This window comes from Anoxybacillus flavithermus, from assembly GCF_002742685.1.
Classification (GTDB): Bacteria; Bacillota; Bacilli; order Bacillales; family Anoxybacillaceae; genus Anoxybacillus; species Anoxybacillus flavithermus_E.
Genome location: NZ_PEDM01000013.1, coordinates 19849 through 36170, shown reverse-complemented (window position 1 = coordinate 36170; position 16322 = coordinate 19849). Strand labels below are relative to the sequence as shown.

Annotated in this window: 21 protein-coding genes; 5 read left to right on the top strand and 16 right to left on the bottom strand. The window is 40.5% G+C overall.

All coding sequences use genetic code 11. The features are described from left to right. Positions 1-8 precede the first annotated feature (8 nt). From CS060_RS07705 to CS060_RS07695, 3 genes are read right to left on the bottom strand one after another with little or no spacing between them, the layout of a single operon-like run. Positions 9-191: a capping complex subunit for YIEGIA gene (locus CS060_RS07705; RefSeq protein ID WP_035046078.1), complete on the bottom strand. Its 183-nt coding sequence runs from the start codon at positions 189-191 to the stop codon at positions 9-11. Continuing rightward, entirely contained in the window at positions 188-1084 is an 897-nt protein-coding gene (locus CS060_RS07700) for a YIEGIA family protein (protein ID WP_035046076.1), read from the bottom strand. The genes CS060_RS07705 and CS060_RS07700 overlap by 4 nt, the downstream gene beginning before the upstream one ends. Continuing rightward, entirely contained in the window at positions 1081-1680 is a 600-nt protein-coding gene (locus tag CS060_RS07695) for a YphA family membrane protein (protein WP_035046074.1), read from the bottom strand. The genes CS060_RS07700 and CS060_RS07695 overlap by 4 nt, the downstream gene beginning before the upstream one ends. A gap of 99 nt (positions 1681-1779) precedes the next feature. On the opposite strand from CS060_RS07695, the gene CS060_RS07690 reads away from it, so the two are divergent. Then, the gene (locus CS060_RS07690; protein WP_082180232.1) at positions 1780-1884 is read left to right on the top strand and encodes a YpzI family protein; all 105 of its coding nucleotides are present in this window, start codon (positions 1780-1782) and stop codon (positions 1882-1884) included. Positions 1885-1934: 50 nt separating this feature from the next. On the opposite strand, the gene fni is transcribed toward CS060_RS07690, so the two are convergent. The 6 genes from fni to CS060_RS07660 all read right to left on the bottom strand — a co-directional run bounded on the left by fni (position 1935) and on the right by CS060_RS07660 (position 6516). Next, positions 1935-2987 (bottom strand): type 2 isopentenyl-diphosphate Delta-isomerase, encoded by a 1053-nt coding sequence (gene fni / locus CS060_RS07685; protein ID WP_143269810.1) that lies wholly within the window; start codon positions 2985-2987, stop codon positions 1935-1937. A gap of 13 nt (positions 2988-3000) precedes the next feature. After that, a complete protein-coding gene (rpsA, locus tag CS060_RS07680) occupies positions 3001-4140 on the bottom strand; it encodes a 30S ribosomal protein S1 (RefSeq protein WP_035046072.1) in 1140 nt (379 codons plus the stop codon). A gap of 148 nt (positions 4141-4288) precedes the next feature. Continuing rightward, positions 4289-4870 carry a lysophospholipid acyltransferase family protein gene (locus tag CS060_RS07675; protein WP_099668843.1) on the bottom strand — a complete coding sequence of 194 codons (582 nt, stop codon included), beginning with the start codon at positions 4868-4870 and terminating at the stop codon, positions 4289-4291. Then, a complete protein-coding gene (cmk, locus tag CS060_RS07670; protein WP_099668842.1) occupies positions 4870-5547 on the bottom strand; it encodes a (d)CMP kinase in 678 nt (225 codons plus the stop codon). Before cmk ends, CS060_RS07675 begins: the two co-directional genes overlap by 1 nt. A gap of 75 nt (positions 5548-5622) precedes the next feature. Further along, positions 5623-5802, bottom strand: coding sequence for a YpfB family protein (locus tag CS060_RS07665; RefSeq protein ID WP_035046070.1), 180 nt, complete (start codon positions 5800-5802; stop codon positions 5623-5625). 54 nt (positions 5803-5856) lie between these two features. After that, on the bottom strand, positions 5857-6516 hold the full coding sequence (locus CS060_RS07660) for a flagellar brake protein (RefSeq protein WP_099668841.1): 660 nt from the start codon (positions 6514-6516) through the stop codon (positions 5857-5859). A 138-nt stretch (positions 6517-6654) separates the two neighbouring features. Between CS060_RS07660 and prsW the strand changes: the two genes are divergently transcribed. The 3 genes from prsW (at position 6655) to ypeB (ending at position 9640) form a co-directional block, all read left to right on the top strand. Continuing rightward, entirely contained in the window at positions 6655-7329 is a 675-nt protein-coding gene (gene prsW / locus CS060_RS07655; RefSeq protein WP_099668840.1) for a glutamic-type intramembrane protease PrsW, read from the top strand. Between the two features lie 94 nt (positions 7330-7423). After that, complete coding sequence (gene sleB / locus CS060_RS07650; RefSeq protein ID WP_231563489.1) at positions 7424-8281, top strand: spore cortex-lytic enzyme; 858 nt, start codon at positions 7424-7426, stop codon at positions 8279-8281. Positions 8282-8293: 12 nt separating this feature from the next. Beyond that, complete coding sequence (gene ypeB, locus CS060_RS07645) at positions 8294-9640, top strand: germination protein YpeB (protein ID WP_035046064.1); 1347 nt, start codon at positions 8294-8296, stop codon at positions 9638-9640. A gap of 171 nt (positions 9641-9811) precedes the next feature. Here ypeB and CS060_RS07640 read toward each other — a convergent pair whose 3' ends face one another. Both CS060_RS07640 and CS060_RS07635 read right to left on the bottom strand, forming a co-directional pair. Then, complete coding sequence (locus CS060_RS07640; protein ID WP_035046062.1) at positions 9812-10792, bottom strand: YpdA family putative bacillithiol disulfide reductase; 981 nt, start codon at positions 10790-10792, stop codon at positions 9812-9814. 69 nt (positions 10793-10861) lie between these two features. Then, positions 10862-12127, bottom strand: coding sequence for a Glu/Leu/Phe/Val family dehydrogenase (locus CS060_RS07635; protein ID WP_035046061.1), 1266 nt, complete (start codon positions 12125-12127; stop codon positions 10862-10864). A 183-nt stretch (positions 12128-12310) separates the two neighbouring features. Between CS060_RS07635 and CS060_RS07630 the strand changes: the two genes are divergently transcribed. Next, entirely contained in the window at positions 12311-12997 is a 687-nt protein-coding gene (locus CS060_RS07630; RefSeq protein ID WP_035046059.1) for a PIG-L deacetylase family protein, read from the top strand. Positions 12998-13025: 28 nt separating this feature from the next. Here CS060_RS07630 and CS060_RS07625 read toward each other — a convergent pair whose 3' ends face one another. The 5 genes from CS060_RS07625 to CS060_RS07605 all read right to left on the bottom strand — a co-directional run bounded on the left by CS060_RS07625 (position 13026) and on the right by CS060_RS07605 (position 16318). Beyond that, the gene (locus CS060_RS07625; protein ID WP_099668839.1) at positions 13026-13613 is read right to left on the bottom strand and encodes a genetic competence negative regulator; all 588 of its coding nucleotides are present in this window, start codon (positions 13611-13613) and stop codon (positions 13026-13028) included. A gap of 81 nt (positions 13614-13694) precedes the next feature. Further along, positions 13695-14615 (bottom strand): MerR family transcriptional regulator, encoded by a 921-nt coding sequence (locus tag CS060_RS07620; RefSeq protein ID WP_035046055.1) that lies wholly within the window; start codon positions 14613-14615, stop codon positions 13695-13697. Positions 14616-14697: 82 nt separating this feature from the next. Beyond that, the gene (locus tag CS060_RS07615) at positions 14698-15459 is read right to left on the bottom strand and encodes a metallophosphoesterase (protein WP_099668838.1); all 762 of its coding nucleotides are present in this window, start codon (positions 15457-15459) and stop codon (positions 14698-14700) included. Between the two features lies 1 nt (position 15460). Continuing rightward, positions 15461-15835 (bottom strand): hypothetical protein, encoded by a 375-nt coding sequence (locus CS060_RS07610; RefSeq protein WP_099668837.1) that lies wholly within the window; start codon positions 15833-15835, stop codon positions 15461-15463. Between the two features lie 45 nt (positions 15836-15880). After that, positions 15881-16318, bottom strand: a complete 438-nt coding sequence (locus CS060_RS07605; RefSeq protein WP_099668836.1) for a YpbF family protein — start codon at positions 16316-16318, stop codon at positions 15881-15883. Positions 16319-16322 lie beyond the last annotated feature (4 nt).

The window sequence follows — 16322 nt, the reverse complement described above, 5'->3', positions numbered from 1 at the left end:
CAAAAAAATCAATGTTTCACAATAATGAGCAAATCGTCGCTTAACGCGTGAGCAATACCGTCTAAAATCGCCTCTAAATTCGCTGCAGTTCGCTGCAGTTCTTCATCGTTTTCACAAATAAACGTCACTCCGCCAGCCACTTTATGCGGCGACGTCGTAATAACAGCTAAAATCATTTTTTCTACGGTCATTTTAACACCTTCCCTGTTTGATTCGTTTCGGACTTCGTCGGCATGCGAATCGCATTTTCTAACGTCGGTACGTTACGAATGATCGCTTTTGCTTTTTCGACATCTTTTTCTTGTGGTAAAATAAAAATACCAACTCGGCCATCATCCAAATCGCGTTTCGCAAGCGGCACAAGAGCTGGTGTGCCGGAATCGCGATACACACCTAATGCCGTTGAAATATCATGTAAAATTGCTTGGCGTTGCCCGAGATTTGCAATTGTTGAGCGAGCGTTAAAGTTTTTCGGTTTTAAAATAAATCCCATGCCATATCGTAAAATTTCTTCACGTCGCGCTTCTAAACCGATATTCATGATATAAATATTGTCGACATATAACCCAGCTCCTTTAAAATGCGGTTTCACGTATTCTACTTCGACAATGTCACCAAGACGGCTACCAGACATTAGGTTGCGCGCAACGATAAATGAAGCGACAGCCGCAACAAGCCCAAGCCATATGTTCCAAACTAAATAGGCAAACGTGCTTAAAAATGAGGCAAAAATAACTAAATAGTTTCTCCCTTCAAAAACAATCGCAATTCCTTCAATATACGTCTTGCCACGCGGAACGAGCTCATATTGATCGAGTTCATTTAACGTATTTCGTTCCATGTTGCGCACATCGCGAAACTGAGAAGCAGCTAATGCTAAAAATGTGATAGCTGCAAACTCTTTCTCCATAATAGCCGGTACCGCAATTGTTCCAAGTCCAGCTGCAATAAACCCTAAAGCAATATGGATAATTTTCCCGTGTAAATACGTTGGATATTGACGATAGTCTGTTTTTAATAAATACAGTCTCGTTAATACACCAATCGTGACACCAAATAAAATGGGATACGTATATTCGTTCACGTTTTGACCTCCTTTGTCCGCCTTTGAAATCGTCCATCGATATACATTGGTAATTGTTCAAGCCATTTCCATATAAATAAACATGCGCTCGCTAACGCCCAGCCATCTAAAAAAGAAAAAGAACCGATCAAATAAGGAAAAGAAAATTGTTTTAACACAAATGCGTATAAAAAATCACCTTGACAACACCCAACCGTCAATAAAAGTAGACGTTCATAAAATGAGCGATATAGCGCAAATGATGCAAACAAAAGTGCCAAAGCTAGCAACCATGTCGCTTCAACAAACACCCAAATCGGATCGAACAATAATAAAAAATGAAATGTGGCATACAACATCGTGACACTCGCACTGGCAAAGAAAAAATAAATAAATGCTGTTCCTGTTTGTTTCATGACAAAAGAGTAACTAACAACTAACATCAATATGTAAGCAAATGAAATGTGAAACGAAAGGATCGTTACCTCATAAATAGATAACGTCATTAACAATAAAACATATAGACAAATCAATAGGCGAACTCGGTTTTTCGGGGCGAAAAATGTATAAACAATCCATAAAAACCATGAAATCCAATAAAAATAACCTCCTTCCACCGTCACACCTCCACTTTCCATTATGTCTTATTTTTAAAAATTTAATCTCTGCATGTAAAAAAAGAGGACGGACAAAATAAAACACGAGGAGGGATATAAATGGGGAAAGATCGCCAAGAGAAGAAGTTGAAGCAATCACGTCGCGTCGAATCCGATCGCGATCCAGCGAAAAACTTTAAAGGGACCACAAAATTAGAAAAATAAACACGTCCACATACTAAAAAGGTGCCCCGTTTTTTTCGGGACACCTTTTTTCATGAGCGCTGGCTATAGCGCGTCGTGTCGACGCCGCGTTCACGCAACCAATGATGCGTTTTTCCTGTAATAACGAGAGGAACTTTTTGCAAGTCGGCAATCGTTTCGGTACCGAGTGCGGTCATGATGAGCGTTAAGTCTTCATGCAAACGATGGATTTCTGCCATTAATGCCTCCATGCCTTGCTCGATTAAAAAGCGCAACATATAACCCGCCATGCCTACTGCAGAAGCACCAAGTGCAATACATTTGGCCACATCCAGTGCATGTTGTACTCCCCCACTTCCGATGATGCTTATACGTTGAACTTCGGACGCCACTTCCGCAATCGATGCTGTCGTCGTTATTCCCCATTCATTAAAATACGAAAGTTGATTCTCACGCCGTTGATTTTCAATTTGTGCAAAATTTGTACCTCCAAATCCCCCAACGTCAACAGCACACACACCTACACTTTCTAACTTCCGCGCTGTCTCTTTGCTCATTCCAAATCCAACTTCTTTTACGATCACAGGCACATCGATGGCAGAGACAATTTGTTCAATGCGTGAAAGCGCCCCACAAAAATTACGATCTCCTTCAGGCATAACTAACTCTTGAACGACGTTTAAATGAATTTGAAGCGCGTTCGCCTCGATCATATCAACGGCACGTTTTGCTTCGTCAACCGTTGCTTCGCTACCTAAATTAGCAAATACAACGCCATGCGTATTGACTTTGCGAATAATTGTAAAAGACTGTCGCTCTCGTTCATCTTTTAAAGCAGCCATTTGTGAGCCAACAGCCATAGCCATACCACACTGCTTAGCGATATAGGCGAACTGCTCGTTAATTTTTGCCGTTTCATCGCCTCCGCCACCTGTCATCGCATTAATGAAAATCGGCGAACGTAATGAAAGTTCGCCGATGTTTGTTTGTAGATCGATATGAGCAGTGGATGTATTCGGCAAGCTATTATGCACAAATGTAATATCTTCAAATCCGTGCAAGCGACGTTGTCCTGTTGCGAGGGCGTATTCAATATGTTGTAATTTTCGTTTTGCACGTTCCACTGCGATCACCATTTTATTTTAATTTTTTTAACTGCTCTCCAATCACTTCACCAATTTGAAATCCTGTCGTCGTTTCTGTTGAAGTTGTATATTCACGATAGTCTTCTTGCACATCATCTTCAAGCAACTCACGAATGCTTAACGATAAGCGTTTCTCTTGTTCGTTTACGGCAAGCACTTTTACTTTTACGACATCGCCTTCTTTTAACACCTCATGCGGCGTGCCGATATGTTTTGTTGAAATTTGCGAAATATGAACGAGCCCTTCAACGCCCGACAATACTTCAACGAATGCTCCGAATGGGGCTAAACGTTTGACGGTGCCTTCTAATACGTCACCTTCTTTTATTTTTTGTTCAATGCCGTCCCAAGGAGCTGGAAGCGCTGCTTTCATTGATAAAGAAACGCGTCCGCTTTCTTCATCAATCGCAAGCACTTTCACTTTTACAACATCGCCTTCTTTTACGACGTCTGACGGATGATCTACACGTGTATGAGCAAGCTGAGAAATATGTACAAGACCATCAATTCCGCCAATATTGACAAACACACCGAAGTTGGCCATGCGTACCACCGTTCCTTCAAGCACTTGACCAACTTGAAGTGACTGTAATACGGCTTTCTTTTTCGATGATTCTTCTTCTTCTACAACCGCACGATGTGATAAAACAACGCGATTTTTTTCACGGTCAAGTTCTACAACTTTCACAGTTAATGTACGTCCTTTATAGTCTGTGAAATCCTCCACAAAATCTTTTTCAACAAGCGATGCAGGAATGAATGCACGGACACCGACATCCGCTACAAGTCCGCCTTTTACAATATCTTTTACAATCACATCAAACGTTTCACCGTTTGCGTGTTTGCGCTCCAAGTCTTCCCATGCTTTTTCTGCATCTGCAGCTTTTTTTGATAAAATAAGCGCTTCATCTTCTACTTTTTTCACTTTTGCGACGACTGCATCTCCGACTGAGAGTACATCGCTTGCTTTCTCGATATGAAGGCTTGATAGCTCACTAATTGGGATAATACCAACTAGCTTGCTTCCCTCAACATCTACCAGCACTTGCTTGTCTTCTACTTTTGTTACTTGGCCTTTTACTGTGTCGCCTACTTCATAGACACGCACATCAACTTGATTCATCTCTTCCATAGTGAATACCTCCTTACACTCCACACCTGCTCGACGACAGAAATATATGTTCAATGGGCGAACAACGATGTGCTCGTCCATTTGACACAAAGAAAAAACTTCCTTTTTTACTAATCTGTATTAAAATATACATTTTGTCAAGTCACAACTATTGATGTTCATGTAAAATTTGTTGAATATGTTCCATAATGACTGCTGTTACTTCATCGGCACTCGCTCTTCTTTCCCGCCACGGTGTGAAATCAATCGGAGCACCGTATACAACTTTTAACTTTTTCCCAACACGATAAGGACCGATGATGGCACAGGGCACAACAACCGCTTCGCTACGCAACGCAAAAAATCCTGCTCCTGCCAATCCTTTTTTCAATTTTCCGTCTTTGCTTCTCGTCCCTTCTGGAAATAATCCGAGTACTTTTTTCTCTTTCAATAAAGCTAAACCTGTTCTTAACGCCTCCCGATCGCCCATTCCGCGACGAACGGGAAACGCATGTAAGCGTGAAACGAGCTGTTTTACAACAGGTGTACGGAACAGTTCTTCTTTTGCCATAAAATGAACTGGGCGCGGACATGTAATGCCGACAACAGGTGGATCTAAGTTGCTAATATGATTGGCGCAAATAATGACAGCACCTTCTTTTGGGATATGCTCTACCCCGCTCACTTCAATACGGTAAAGCGGAGTAAGCACTTGTTTTACAACTGTGCGGGCAAACGTGTAAAAACTCACTACCCCTCCACCCTTTCTTGAACGATGCACATAATGCGATCGACTACTTCATCAATCGATAATGATGTCGTATCAATTTCAATGGCGTCTTCCGCTTTTTTTAATGGAGCAACTGCACGTTCAGAATCAATTTGATCACGGCGGGCAATTTCTGCTTTTAGTTGCTCGAAATCAGATGGAATACCTCTTGTTACATTTTCTTCATGGCGCCGTTTTGCTCGTTCTTCAACAGAAGCAAGCAAAAAAATTTTTACTTCAGCATGTGGCAACACGTGCGTACCAATATCGCGACCATCCATGACTACACCGCCATGTTGACCTAACTCGCGCTGACGTTTTACCATTTCTTCACGCACAGCTGGATGTTTCGCTACATACGATACGTTGTTCGTGACGTCATTTGTTCGAATCGCTTCGGTCACATCTTCACCGTTTGCAAACACTAGCTGTCCATTTGGCGATGGCTTTAATTCAATATATGTATCACGAAGTACATTCATTAATTGTTTTTCATTATGAACATCTACTCCGCGCTGAAGAGCGCAATATGTTAAGGCGCGATACATCGCTCCTGTATCAATATAAACGTAAGATAATGCTTCCGCTAATCGTTTCGCGACCGTGCTTTTTCCAGCAGCTGCCGGTCCGTCAATCGCGATCGAAAGTTTCTTTTCCATAATGCCTCCTGTGAATCATTTTGTTTTCAACAAAAAAGCAGGAACACCCCTGCTGTTTATATTGTACCATACCGCTTATCGTTGGTCGAATGTTTCAATCGTTTTTGTTACGGAATTTTTCATGACACCTTCGTAATGAACAACTTTGACAATATAAGGGGCCAACGACGAATGCGAGACGACAAATTGAGCAATAAGTAAAAAAATAAATTGAATGATTGCTAGCTTCCATAACATTCGTTCAATTGTCTTCATTCGTTTCTCCCCCTTCTGTCAGTTTATTTTTATTATGGGAGAGACCGTGTCGATTTATGCGTCAAACTGCTCTTTTTTTCTCAATTCAAGCTGTTTTTCAAAGCTGTAACGAATTAATGTGAGACGATCGACATCGCTCACTTCTAAAAACTGCAAAGATGCTTTTACGACGTTTTCTTCAAATATACGAACAACACGTGCGGGAAAACGCAAATAATGATAATCTCCTGAACGCATATGTAATACGAGCCAAATTTCAATGGTCATCCCGTGTTTTAACCCTGTTTCGCGATGCGGCAATACAATCGCTGCTCCACCTGCGCTTATGTCGCTTGTCACTGTCGTAAATGGAGCAAACTCATCTTGTAACGGATGAATCGCCACGTCTACAATCGTATCAACGCGTACGAACTGACGGCGTTGAATGCGTAGAAGTTGATTGTCCCCAGGATATGATAAAATGAGCAACGGAATGTTTCGTTTTGTGCGACCTAACACTTCCGCTTCAAACGCATAAACAGCTTCATCTTCCCCGACAAAACTGACTTTCAGTTGCGTTCCGTCTAATAAAAATGCTGTGCGATTGGTGCTCATATCAATTGGGTAATCAATGTAAATTTTCCCTTCTTCTATTTCAGCTACTTTACACTTATACTTCTCCATTTGCTCGCTATATTTTGGTTCGAGCGTTAACGGCACCCCAACTTTAATCAATGTGTAAATCCCCCTCGCTAAAAACATTTCCATCTTTCCATTTGGTATATGAAAAATACACCTCATAGCATTTTCAATTTGACAATAACATGATACCATCAAAATGAAAAGAAAAGAATTGGGAATGAGGAAGAATTTATGTGGGCTATTATTTCTGCGGGCATTGCTCCCGGACTAGCGTTGCTCAGTTATTTTTATTTAAAAGACGAATACGAAACCGAACCGTTATCACTTGTTTTGCGCATGTTTTTATACGGCACATTTTTAGTCTTCCCGCTCATGTTTATCCAGCACGTATTGAAAATTGAACATATGTTACCAAATTCTTTTGTTGAAGCGTTTTTATCAACAAGTTTATTGGAGGAGTTTTTTAAATGGTTTGTATTTTACTATGCCATTTATGATCATCGGGAATTTAACGAACCGTATGATGGCATTGTTTATGGAGTAAGCGTATCGCTCGGATTTGCTACGCTTGAAAACATTTTATATTTATTTGCAAATGGAGTGGAATTTGCCGTTACTCGTGCGCTTTTACCTGTATCAAGCCACGCATTGTTCGGCGTCATCATGGGTTTTTATTTAGGAAAAGCGAAATTTGGGTTGCCTAAAAAACAAAAAAATTATATATGGTTTTCTTTCCTTCTCCCTTTTTTATTTCACGGCATATATGACTATATTTTATTAACGCAAGAACGTTGGATATACTACATGCTTCCATTTATGATTTTTTTATGGTGGCTCGCTTTACGAAAAGTTAAGCTTGCAAGAGGGATGACGATAGAGATGCCACAATCATCAAGCCAGGCGTAACGCTTGGCTTTTTGCTTTTCTTATGTATAAAAACGTTATTGTGACAAAAAATAACGTCAAAAGGTATTGTTTACACATCAAGGGAGGAGTCACAATGCGCAAATGGTTCATTTGTTTATTTTTGATTTTTTCGTTTAGTTATACATCGCAGGCGCATGCATTTTCTAAACAAGTCATTCAGCGCGGAGCTGTCGGTGATGATGTGATTGAACTACAAGCAAGATTGCAATATCTCGGCTTTTATAGAGGAAAAATTGATGGAGTATTTGGCTGGCGAACATATTGGGCGTTACGAAACTTTCAATACAAATTTAAGTTGCCTGTAGACGGTTTAGCTGGAGAAACGACAAAACAAAAATTAGTACGCGCATCAAAATATTACAAATCATTTGTTCATAACAATTTGCGAAAAGGAAATACGTTTACTCATTACGGTGGCATCCCACTAAGCAAGCAAGTAAAGGCACGCCAAACGAAAGCAAAAAATCAAGCAACTGCAACAAGAACAACAAATAAACAAGCAAACAAAAATACGAGCCCTCAACAAACAGCTGTAAAACGAGTAAAAGCGGCTGCAGTAAACGTCCCAAACGGATTCTCACAAAATGATTTACAATTGATGGCGAACGCCGTACATGGTGAAGCGCGAGGTGAACCGTATATCGGCCAAGTGGCTGTTGCAGCAGTCATTTTAAATCGCATCAATAGCCCTTCGTTTCCAAATACTGTAGCTGGCGTCATTTTCGAACCAGGAGCATTTACGGCTGTCGCGGACGGACAAATTTGGCTCACCCCAAACGAAACGTCTCGCAAAGCAGTACTGGATGCGTTAAACGGATGGGATCCATCAAGTGGAGCGCTATATTATTTTAATCCACATACAGCGACAAACGGGTGGATTTGGAGCCGTCCGCAAATTAAACGAATTGGAAAACATATTTTCTGTAAATAGGAGGGGAGTTTTTTGCTACGAATTTTACTAATTGGAGCACTATCGATCGGCATTGCTGGCACAGCCTATTGGGGATATCGCGAGCACCAACAAAAAAATGCGATTTTAATTCATGCAGAAAACAATTATCAACGCGCATTTCACGATTTAACGTATCAAATTGATTTGCTTCACGATCAAATTGGAACAACGCTCGCGATGAACTCCCGTCAATCGTTGTCACCTGCGCTTGCAGAAGTATGGCGTCTCGCCTCTGAAGCGCACGCAACTGTTGGACAGCTCCCCCTTTCCCTTTTACCTTTTAATAAAACAGAGGAGTTTTTGTCTAATATTGGTTCATTTAGCTACCGTGCAGCCATTCGAGATTTAGATAAACAACCGTTAAATGCTGAAGAATATAAAACATTGCAACAACTATATAAAAAGTCTGCTGATATTCAACAAGAATTACGAAACGTGCAACATCTCGTATTAGAAAATAACTTGCGGTGGATGGACGTTGAGTTGGCACTCGCGACAAACAATCGCCCAAATGACAACACCATTATTGATGGATTTAAAACGGTAGAGAAAAACGTTCAATCTTATAACGAAACCGATTTCGGCCCGTCGTTTACAAGCATCGAAAAGAGGACGAAAGGGTTTGAACATATTTCCGGGAAAAAGATTACAAAAGAAGAAGCAAAGCAAATTGCAAAAACGTTTCTCGGTTTAAAAGGAAATGAGGACATACAAGTCGTTCATAGCGGAGAAGGAGCAAGCGATGCTTTTTATAGTGTGACGATTAAAAATCCGAAAACAAAGAGTGAAACGTACATGGATATTACTGAAAAAGGAGGATATCCGATTTGGGTTATTGAAAATCGTCCTGTCAACAAACAAAACATTAGTTTAAATGAAGCAACGATGCGCGGGCTTCGCTTTTTAAAACAACATAAATTTAACAACTTCGAATTGTACGAAAGCACGCAGTATGATCACGTCGCTGTGCTCACGTTCGTTACAGCACAAGATGGCGTTCGTATTTACCCCGAGTCGATTAAAATGAAAATCGCGCTAGACGACGGAAACATTATTGGCTTTTCCGCCCGCGATTACTTATCGTCAAAACGTGAACGAACCATTCCAAAACCATCAATTTCGATTGAACAAGCACGAAAAAAAATGAATCCGAATGTCACCATTATGGAGGAAAGAAAAGCGATTATTATGAACAATGTAAATCAAGAAGTACTTTGCTATGAATTTTTAGGAACACTCGGAGACGACACGTACCGCATTTTCATTAATGCACAAAATGGAATCGAAGAAAAAGTAGAAAAACTTCAAAATCCTGAACCTATATATGGCGAAATATAAGGGGCTAGCAATCAGCCCCTTTTTTCTGTCATTTCGATAATGGCGTCACGCATAATAGTGATCATAGCTTCTAGTTGATAAAAAATTTTCACTATGTTTCTCTCCCTTTTATTTGTTAACATATATTTTATTCTAATTAGCAATACAAACTAACAAAAAAATGCCCGAGCATTACTCGGACACTTTTCCCTCTCTTTTTGCGATGCACGCAGCAATTAGATCGCCATGAAAGCGACCGTTTTCAATAAAAATTTCATTTGCATTATTTCCAGCTGCAATCACTCCGGCAATAAAAATACCTTCTACATTTGTTTCCATCGTTTCTGGGTTGTACATTGGCCGCCCTGTTTCAGCATCAATATGAACGCCCATTTTCTTTAAGAAATCGTGATCAGGATGATATCCCGTCATCGCAAAAACGAAATCGTTTTTTATTTTCTTTTCTTCACCATTTACTGTATAAACGACGGCATCTTCGGTAATTTCTTTCACATGAGCATTGAATTCCATCGTAATGACACCTTGACGCACAAGCGAGTCAAACTCAGGTAAAATCCACGGTTTGATGCTTGAAGAATATTGTGACCCGCGATATAAGACGGTGACGCGCGCCCCTGCTTTTACGAGTTCTAATGCTGCATCGACGCTTGAATTTTTCCCTCCAATAACAACACAATCTGTATTGTAGTACGGATGAGCTTCTTTAAAATAATGCGTCACTTTCGGCAAATGTTCGCCAGGTACATGCATATAGTTTGGATTGTCATAATATCCCGTTGCAATAATGACGTACGTTGCCTCATACGTATCTTTGCTCGTTTCAACAATAAACGTTCCATCCGCTTGTCTCGTTACACGCTCAACTTTTTCAAATGCATGAACGCGGATATTTTTTCGTGTGACAACTTCTCGGTAATAAGCGAGCGCTTGATTGCGCTTCGGTTTTCGATTTTCGGTAATAAACGGTACTCCACCAATTTCTAAACGGTCACTCGAACTGAAAAATGTTTGATGTGTCGGGTAATGGTATATGGAATTAACGATATTTCCTTTTTCAATGACGAGCGGTGAAAAGTTTGCGTTTTGCAAAGCAATCGCAGCTGCTAATCCACACGGTCCTCCACCGACAATAATGACTTGTTCTTTTTTCACTTGACGCTCACCTCAACAAAAAATCTCCTATCATACAATGATAGGAGATTTTTTGTGTTCGTGCAAATATCAAATCCATCCACGGAAACGGCACGCTTCCGCCATTTTACGCACACCGACCATATATGCAGCCAAGCGCATATCGACGCGACGCGTTTGTGCAGTTTCATATACGTTATTAAACGCTTTCACCATCACTTTTTCAAGTTTTTCTTCCACTTCTTCTTCTGTCCAGTAGTATCCTTGATTGTTTTGCACCCATTCGAAGTAAGAGACCGTTACCCCACCAGCGCTTGCTAGAACGTCAGGAACGATTAAAATGCCGCGCTCCGTTAAAATTTCTGTCGCTTCTAATGTTGTTGGACCGTTTGCCGCTTCGACAACGATTTTCGCTTTAATGTTGTGCGCATTTTCTTCTGTAATTTGGTTTTCAATCGCAGCTGGCACTAGAATGTCGCACTCTAATTCAAGCAACTCTTTGTTCGTGATTGTATTTTTAAACAGCTTCGTCACCGTACCAAAGCTGTCGCGACGATCTAATAAATAATCAATATCAAGACCGTTTGGATCATATAAACCGCCGTATGCATCAGAAATGCCGATCACTTTCGCTCCAGCATCATGCATAAACTTCGCTAAATAACTTCCTGCGTTACCGAATCCTTGCACAACAACACGCGCGCCTTTTAAGTCGATGCCGCGCTTTTTAGCCGCTTCACGAATACAAATGGTAACTCCTTTCGCTGTTGCTGTTTCACGACCGTGTGAACCACCTAGTACAAGCGGTTTTCCGGTAATGAATCCTGGCGAGTTAAATTCGTCAATTCGGCTATATTCGTCCATCATCCACGCCATAATTTGTGAATTTGTAAACACATCAGGCGCAGGAATATCTTTCGTTGGGCCGACAATTTGGCTAATGGCGCGAACGTAACCGCGACTTAGTCGCTCTAACTCACGGAATGACATCGTACGCGGATCACATACAATTCCACCTTTTCCACCGCCATACGGTAAATCGACAATCCCACATTTTAAACTCATCCAAATAGAAAGTGCTTTCACTTCCCGTTCTGTCACATTCGGGTGAAAGCGAATACCCCCTTTAGTTGGACCGACCGCATCGTTATGCTGTGCACGGTAGCCAGTAAACACTTTTACTGAGCCATCGTCCATGCGCACCGGAATTTTCACGGTTAACATGCGCAAAGGCTCTTTCAACAGCTCATATACCTCTTCAGGATATCCGAGCTTTTCAAGCGCTCTATGTATGACGATTTGTGTTGCTCGTAGAACATCATGTTTTTCTTCGTTGGTATGCTTTTCGGCTACCATTTGTAAACCTCCCATGACCTTTTGTAAAATATTGTCCGCCTTTCATGTCATAGTATACACCTTCTATGCGCATATGCAAAGAAGTTTTTATTGATTTTTTGTAATCGTTTTCAAAAAAATCGATCATTCACATCACGATATGAAAGCGATATAATGAACATACGATAGAAAGGGGCGAAAAAGATGAAAAAACGAATTTTATTTTGTTTTGCACATCCGGATGATGAGACGTTTACGGTTGGGGGATTGCTTGCCTCATTAGCCAAGCGCGAGGATGTCGAAACGATCGTATATAGCGCGACACTTGGTGATGCAGGAAAATGTGGGAATCCGCCAGTTTGTACAAAAGAACAGCTCCCTCACGTGCGCAAAAAAGAGTTAGAACAAGCAACAGCTATTTTAGGTGTTAATTATGTCATTACCGATACATATCCCGACGGAAAGCTACCCGAATATGAAAAACAGCTGGTTGACTCCATTCGCCATATCATTGAACAATATAAGCCAACGGTTGTCGTGACTTTTCCACCACACGGTATTTCCGGGCATCGAGACCATCAAGCGATTCAACGGGCCACATATCGGGCGGTAACGTCAATGGATCATATTGTAGAACAGTTATATTATGTTACTGTCGTTGGCCGTCCTGACCGTTATGGTGATCCAATTGAAAACATTGATATCATCTTTACGTTTACTGATGAGGAAGCAAAAAAAGTGCGTGAAGCTTTACTTGCGCACCGTACACAACATTTGTCGGTTGAACGTGTATTTCCCGCTGTCCATCATGACTCATTTCACAAATTTCAAAATCGGGAATATTTTATACGTGCATGGTCAAAAGAAAGTGAGCCACCTTATCCGTTTTAAAAAAATAACCTTCGCGTATGAGCGAAGGTTATTTTTTTAAAAAGTATTTATATAGTTGGGCGATCGCTTCATTAGCGATCAATTTTTTGCCGTACTCTTCGACACGATAAATCGTTAATGTAGATGGGCTTCCATATTCAGCTAAAATAGCAACAAAGTCATCTGTTGGAATGACAGATTCAGCAAAATGCAAATAAAAGCGTCCTTCATAACTGTAAAGCGAGCCGCCATGACAACCGAGCGAATAAAGACGCGTTGCTAATTGAATGACATCTTCAAACGTTTGAAATTCGAAAAATATATCATCGCTTTCATCTAGCGTGACTTGCATTTCAATATAATCGTCGCTAAACTCGTCTTCTTCATCTGTCATCTCACTTTCGCTCGTTACGATCACGACCATGCCCTGTGCCGGTAAAGAGTACACTTCAACAGCGACCGACCCGTTAATTTCAAAGCCGAGTTCCTCACTTGCTTCCTCAATCATATCACGAAATAGTTCATGCACTTTAAACGTATCTTTCCATAAATCTTCTTTCGTCAAACCGCGCTCGACTAGATCGTCAAATGTGAGGAATATTTTAATTTTATTGTAGTTTAAGCGTTCAAGCCGCATAAACATCCCTCCTTACCTACACAGACTTTACTGTTAGCATATGACGAACGTGTAAAAATGTTCGTCATATTACTAATGAGTTTACATCGTTTTCTCCCCTTTAGACAAGTATTTTTCATTCGATTTTAACCATTCATCCCATTGCTCTTTTGACTGCCCGAGAAGATGATCGCGATACTTGTTTTTCATTTCTTCGTCCATCTCGTCAAGCGCCCGTCCCCCAATTCCAATACGAATATGTGGATATGTTTGTTTCAATTCATCAATAAGTTGCAATGTCGCTCGTACATTTTGTTGTAACGTGCAAGATAAAAAGACATATGATGGCTTCACTTCCTGAATGATAATCGATAAATCTTGTTGCTGAATGCTTGCCCCTAAATAAATGGTTTCGTAACCTCTTCTGCGCAAATATAAAGTAAAAATAAGTAATCCGAGTTCATGCCATTCATTTGGTCCGCAAACGGAAATCGTTTTTGGAAGCAAGCGATTCACGGGAATCATAGAAAACGCCATGCCAAGTCGTGACCGTAAAAAAGCCGAAGCGAAATGTTCATGCGCGCTCGTAATTTTTCCGTTTCCCCATAAGTCCCCTATTCTTACAAGAAGTGGACTTAATATGTCAAGCGCGACCTTTTCAACCGTATATAAACTGAACGCCTCATTTAGCAATTCATGTGCTGTCCACTCTTCAAATGATAACAGGGCTTGCAACAACCGTTCACGAAGCGTAGTGACATGATCTTCTGCTTGTATATGCGCTTCTGACGGTCGCTGTTCTAACAACGAAATAGCTTGACTAATCGTGAACCCTTGATTCACTTTATCAACGAGCCATTTTAATATTTGTACTTGTTGTTCTGTATATAGGCGATGTCCCGCTTCATTGCGCGGTGGCGCGATAATTTGATAACGACGCTCCCACGCTCGCAACGTCCCGGGTTGAATCCCTAGCATGTTTGAGACAGCCTTCACATTATATTTTCCTTCTTGTGTTGACATACAAAATCCTCCATATCTCGTATCATTCTGTCAACATTATAGCGGATGTGAAGGAAGTGTGTAAAATTTGTATAGGTTTTGCTTAACTTTTTTCATGTTTCAACTCAATAAGATGTGTTTCCGCGCGTGCACCTAAACGAAGGGGAAGCGTCGTCGTCCCATATCCGTTACTAACAAGCAACATCGTTCCGTTTATATTTTGTAAACATCCTTTTTCATATAAACCAAACGGTCCGAGACGAATTTGTCCGCCGTGCGTATGTCCGCTTAAAACGAGCGCAATTTGATGTTGTGGCATGATTTTTTTAATGATGCGTGGATCATGGCTAACGAGAAGACGAAACGTTGCATGCTCTGCGTCGCTTAACGCAAGATCAAGTCGATCTCGCCTTTTATTCATATCATCAACACCGAGTAAAGCGATGCGATCACCTTGCTCACTTTCAAATGTAACCGCTGTATTATCTAATATTTTCACACCGCTTTCAAGCAGTAGTGCGTCTAACTCATGGTAATCTACTTCGTAATCATTATTTCCCCAAACAAAATAAACGGGACCAAGTTGTTTTAACAATGCAATATTTCGTTTGACACGTGAAAATGGGACGCCTTTTTCCATTAAATCGCCACCGATGATGACAAGATCGACTTTTCCTTTTAAAGAGTCAATAAACGTTTCGGATATACGCCGACGATGAATATCCGAAATAAAAAAAATACGAAAGCGAGAAAAGCTTTCTGGAAACGTTGAAAACGATAATGAATGAAAAATCACTCGGTTACGATGCGCTTCAATCCACATGTATACGATCAATCCGACAAATACTGCTACAACATATAACATTTTAATTTTCCCTCTCTTTGTATACACTCATTGACATCATACCATATGCGAAAGAAAAGAGAAAAAAAATTATCGTTTTTTTTACATCAATGATCGCTAATATAAAAAATGTCAACAATACGCTATACGAAAGAAATTGCTCTTTTCGATTCGTTGTTTCCTTTCGCCATGCTTGTAACGTATGCCAAGTCGCTGCGCGAATTAAAATAGCATTAGAAATAAAACCAATAAAAAAACTAACAAGCGCAAAAAATGTTTTCATTGGATCGAAAATGATATCCGTCAAAAACACTTCCAACACGAACGGCTCTACCGTTGGCGTCCAGGCAATCATAAAATATCCACATAACAATCCAACAATAAAAAGAAACCACATGTTGCTCCCTCCCTTTCTCAACATATGAAGCGAGAGAGTGTGTGGTCACTTATTCTCATGATAAAGCGAAATATCGTGCGTTTTTTTCATCCATTCATAAAGAACATGCCTTTTCTCCCACGCCCGCTCTTGAAGCAATTCGTTACTTTTTTGAATGAACTCACAGCGGAGTGCATGAAAATCTTGCTCCGCTTTTTCGGTTTTCTTTTTATAAAAAGAGACGAGCCAGCCAAATGACGAAATCAATGCAACAAACCAAAAAATACGTTCGTCAATAAGCGCCATCACGACTGACTCCACAGACGTGCGATGTAAAACGAAAACTGTTTGATATATATACATGCCAAATAAAGCGAGAGAAAATAAAAATAAACTGAATGACCACTTCATTCTTTTTTTCATATCGTCCCATTCTTTTTTGTGAGCGATGATGCGCTGTAAAATGACTTTTGTCACTTCATCTAATTCCATTGGGAAAATCATAGCC

Bases quoted from the DNA above. Each gene is read 5' to 3' on its own strand.
- CS060_RS07615 (WP_099668838.1), bottom strand. From the start codon at position 15,459: ATGTTATATGTTGTAGCAGTATTTGTCGGATTGATCGTATACATGTGG.
- rpsA (WP_035046072.1), bottom strand. From the start codon at position 4,140: ATGGAAGAGATGAATCAAGTTGATGTGCGTGTCTATGAAGTAGGCGAC.
- CS060_RS07630 (WP_035046059.1), top strand. From the start codon at position 12,311: ATGAAAAAACGAATTTTATTTTGTTTTGCACATCCGGATGATGAGACG.
- CS060_RS07665 (WP_035046070.1), bottom strand. From the start codon at position 5,802: ATGAAGACAATTGAACGAATGTTATGGAAGCTAGCAATCATTCAATTT.
- CS060_RS07635 (WP_035046061.1), bottom strand. From the start codon at position 12,127: ATGGTAGCCGAAAAGCATACCAACGAAGAAAAACATGATGTTCTACGA.
- cmk (WP_099668842.1), bottom strand. From the start codon at position 5,547: ATGGAAAAGAAACTTTCGATCGCGATTGACGGACCGGCAGCTGCTGGA.
- CS060_RS07705 (WP_035046078.1), bottom strand. From the start codon at position 191: ATGACCGTAGAAAAAATGATTTTAGCTGTTATTACGACGTCGCCGCAT.
- sleB (WP_231563489.1), top strand. From the start codon at position 7,424: ATGCGCAAATGGTTCATTTGTTTATTTTTGATTTTTTCGTTTAGTTAT.
- prsW (WP_099668840.1), top strand. From the start codon at position 6,655: ATGTGGGCTATTATTTCTGCGGGCATTGCTCCCGGACTAGCGTTGCTC.
- CS060_RS07605 (WP_099668836.1), bottom strand. From the start codon at position 16,318: ATGATTTTCCCAATGGAATTAGATGAAGTGACAAAAGTCATTTTACAG.
- CS060_RS07625 (WP_099668839.1), bottom strand. From the start codon at position 13,613: ATGCGGCTTGAACGCTTAAACTACAATAAAATTAAAATATTCCTCACA.
- CS060_RS07610 (WP_099668837.1), bottom strand. From the start codon at position 15,835: ATGTGGTTTCTTTTTATTGTTGGATTGTTATGTGGATATTTTATGATT.
- CS060_RS07620 (WP_035046055.1), bottom strand. From the start codon at position 14,615: ATGTCAACACAAGAAGGAAAATATAATGTGAAGGCTGTCTCAAACATG.
- CS060_RS07690 (WP_082180232.1), top strand. From the start codon at position 1,780: ATGGGGAAAGATCGCCAAGAGAAGAAGTTGAAGCAATCACGTCGCGTC.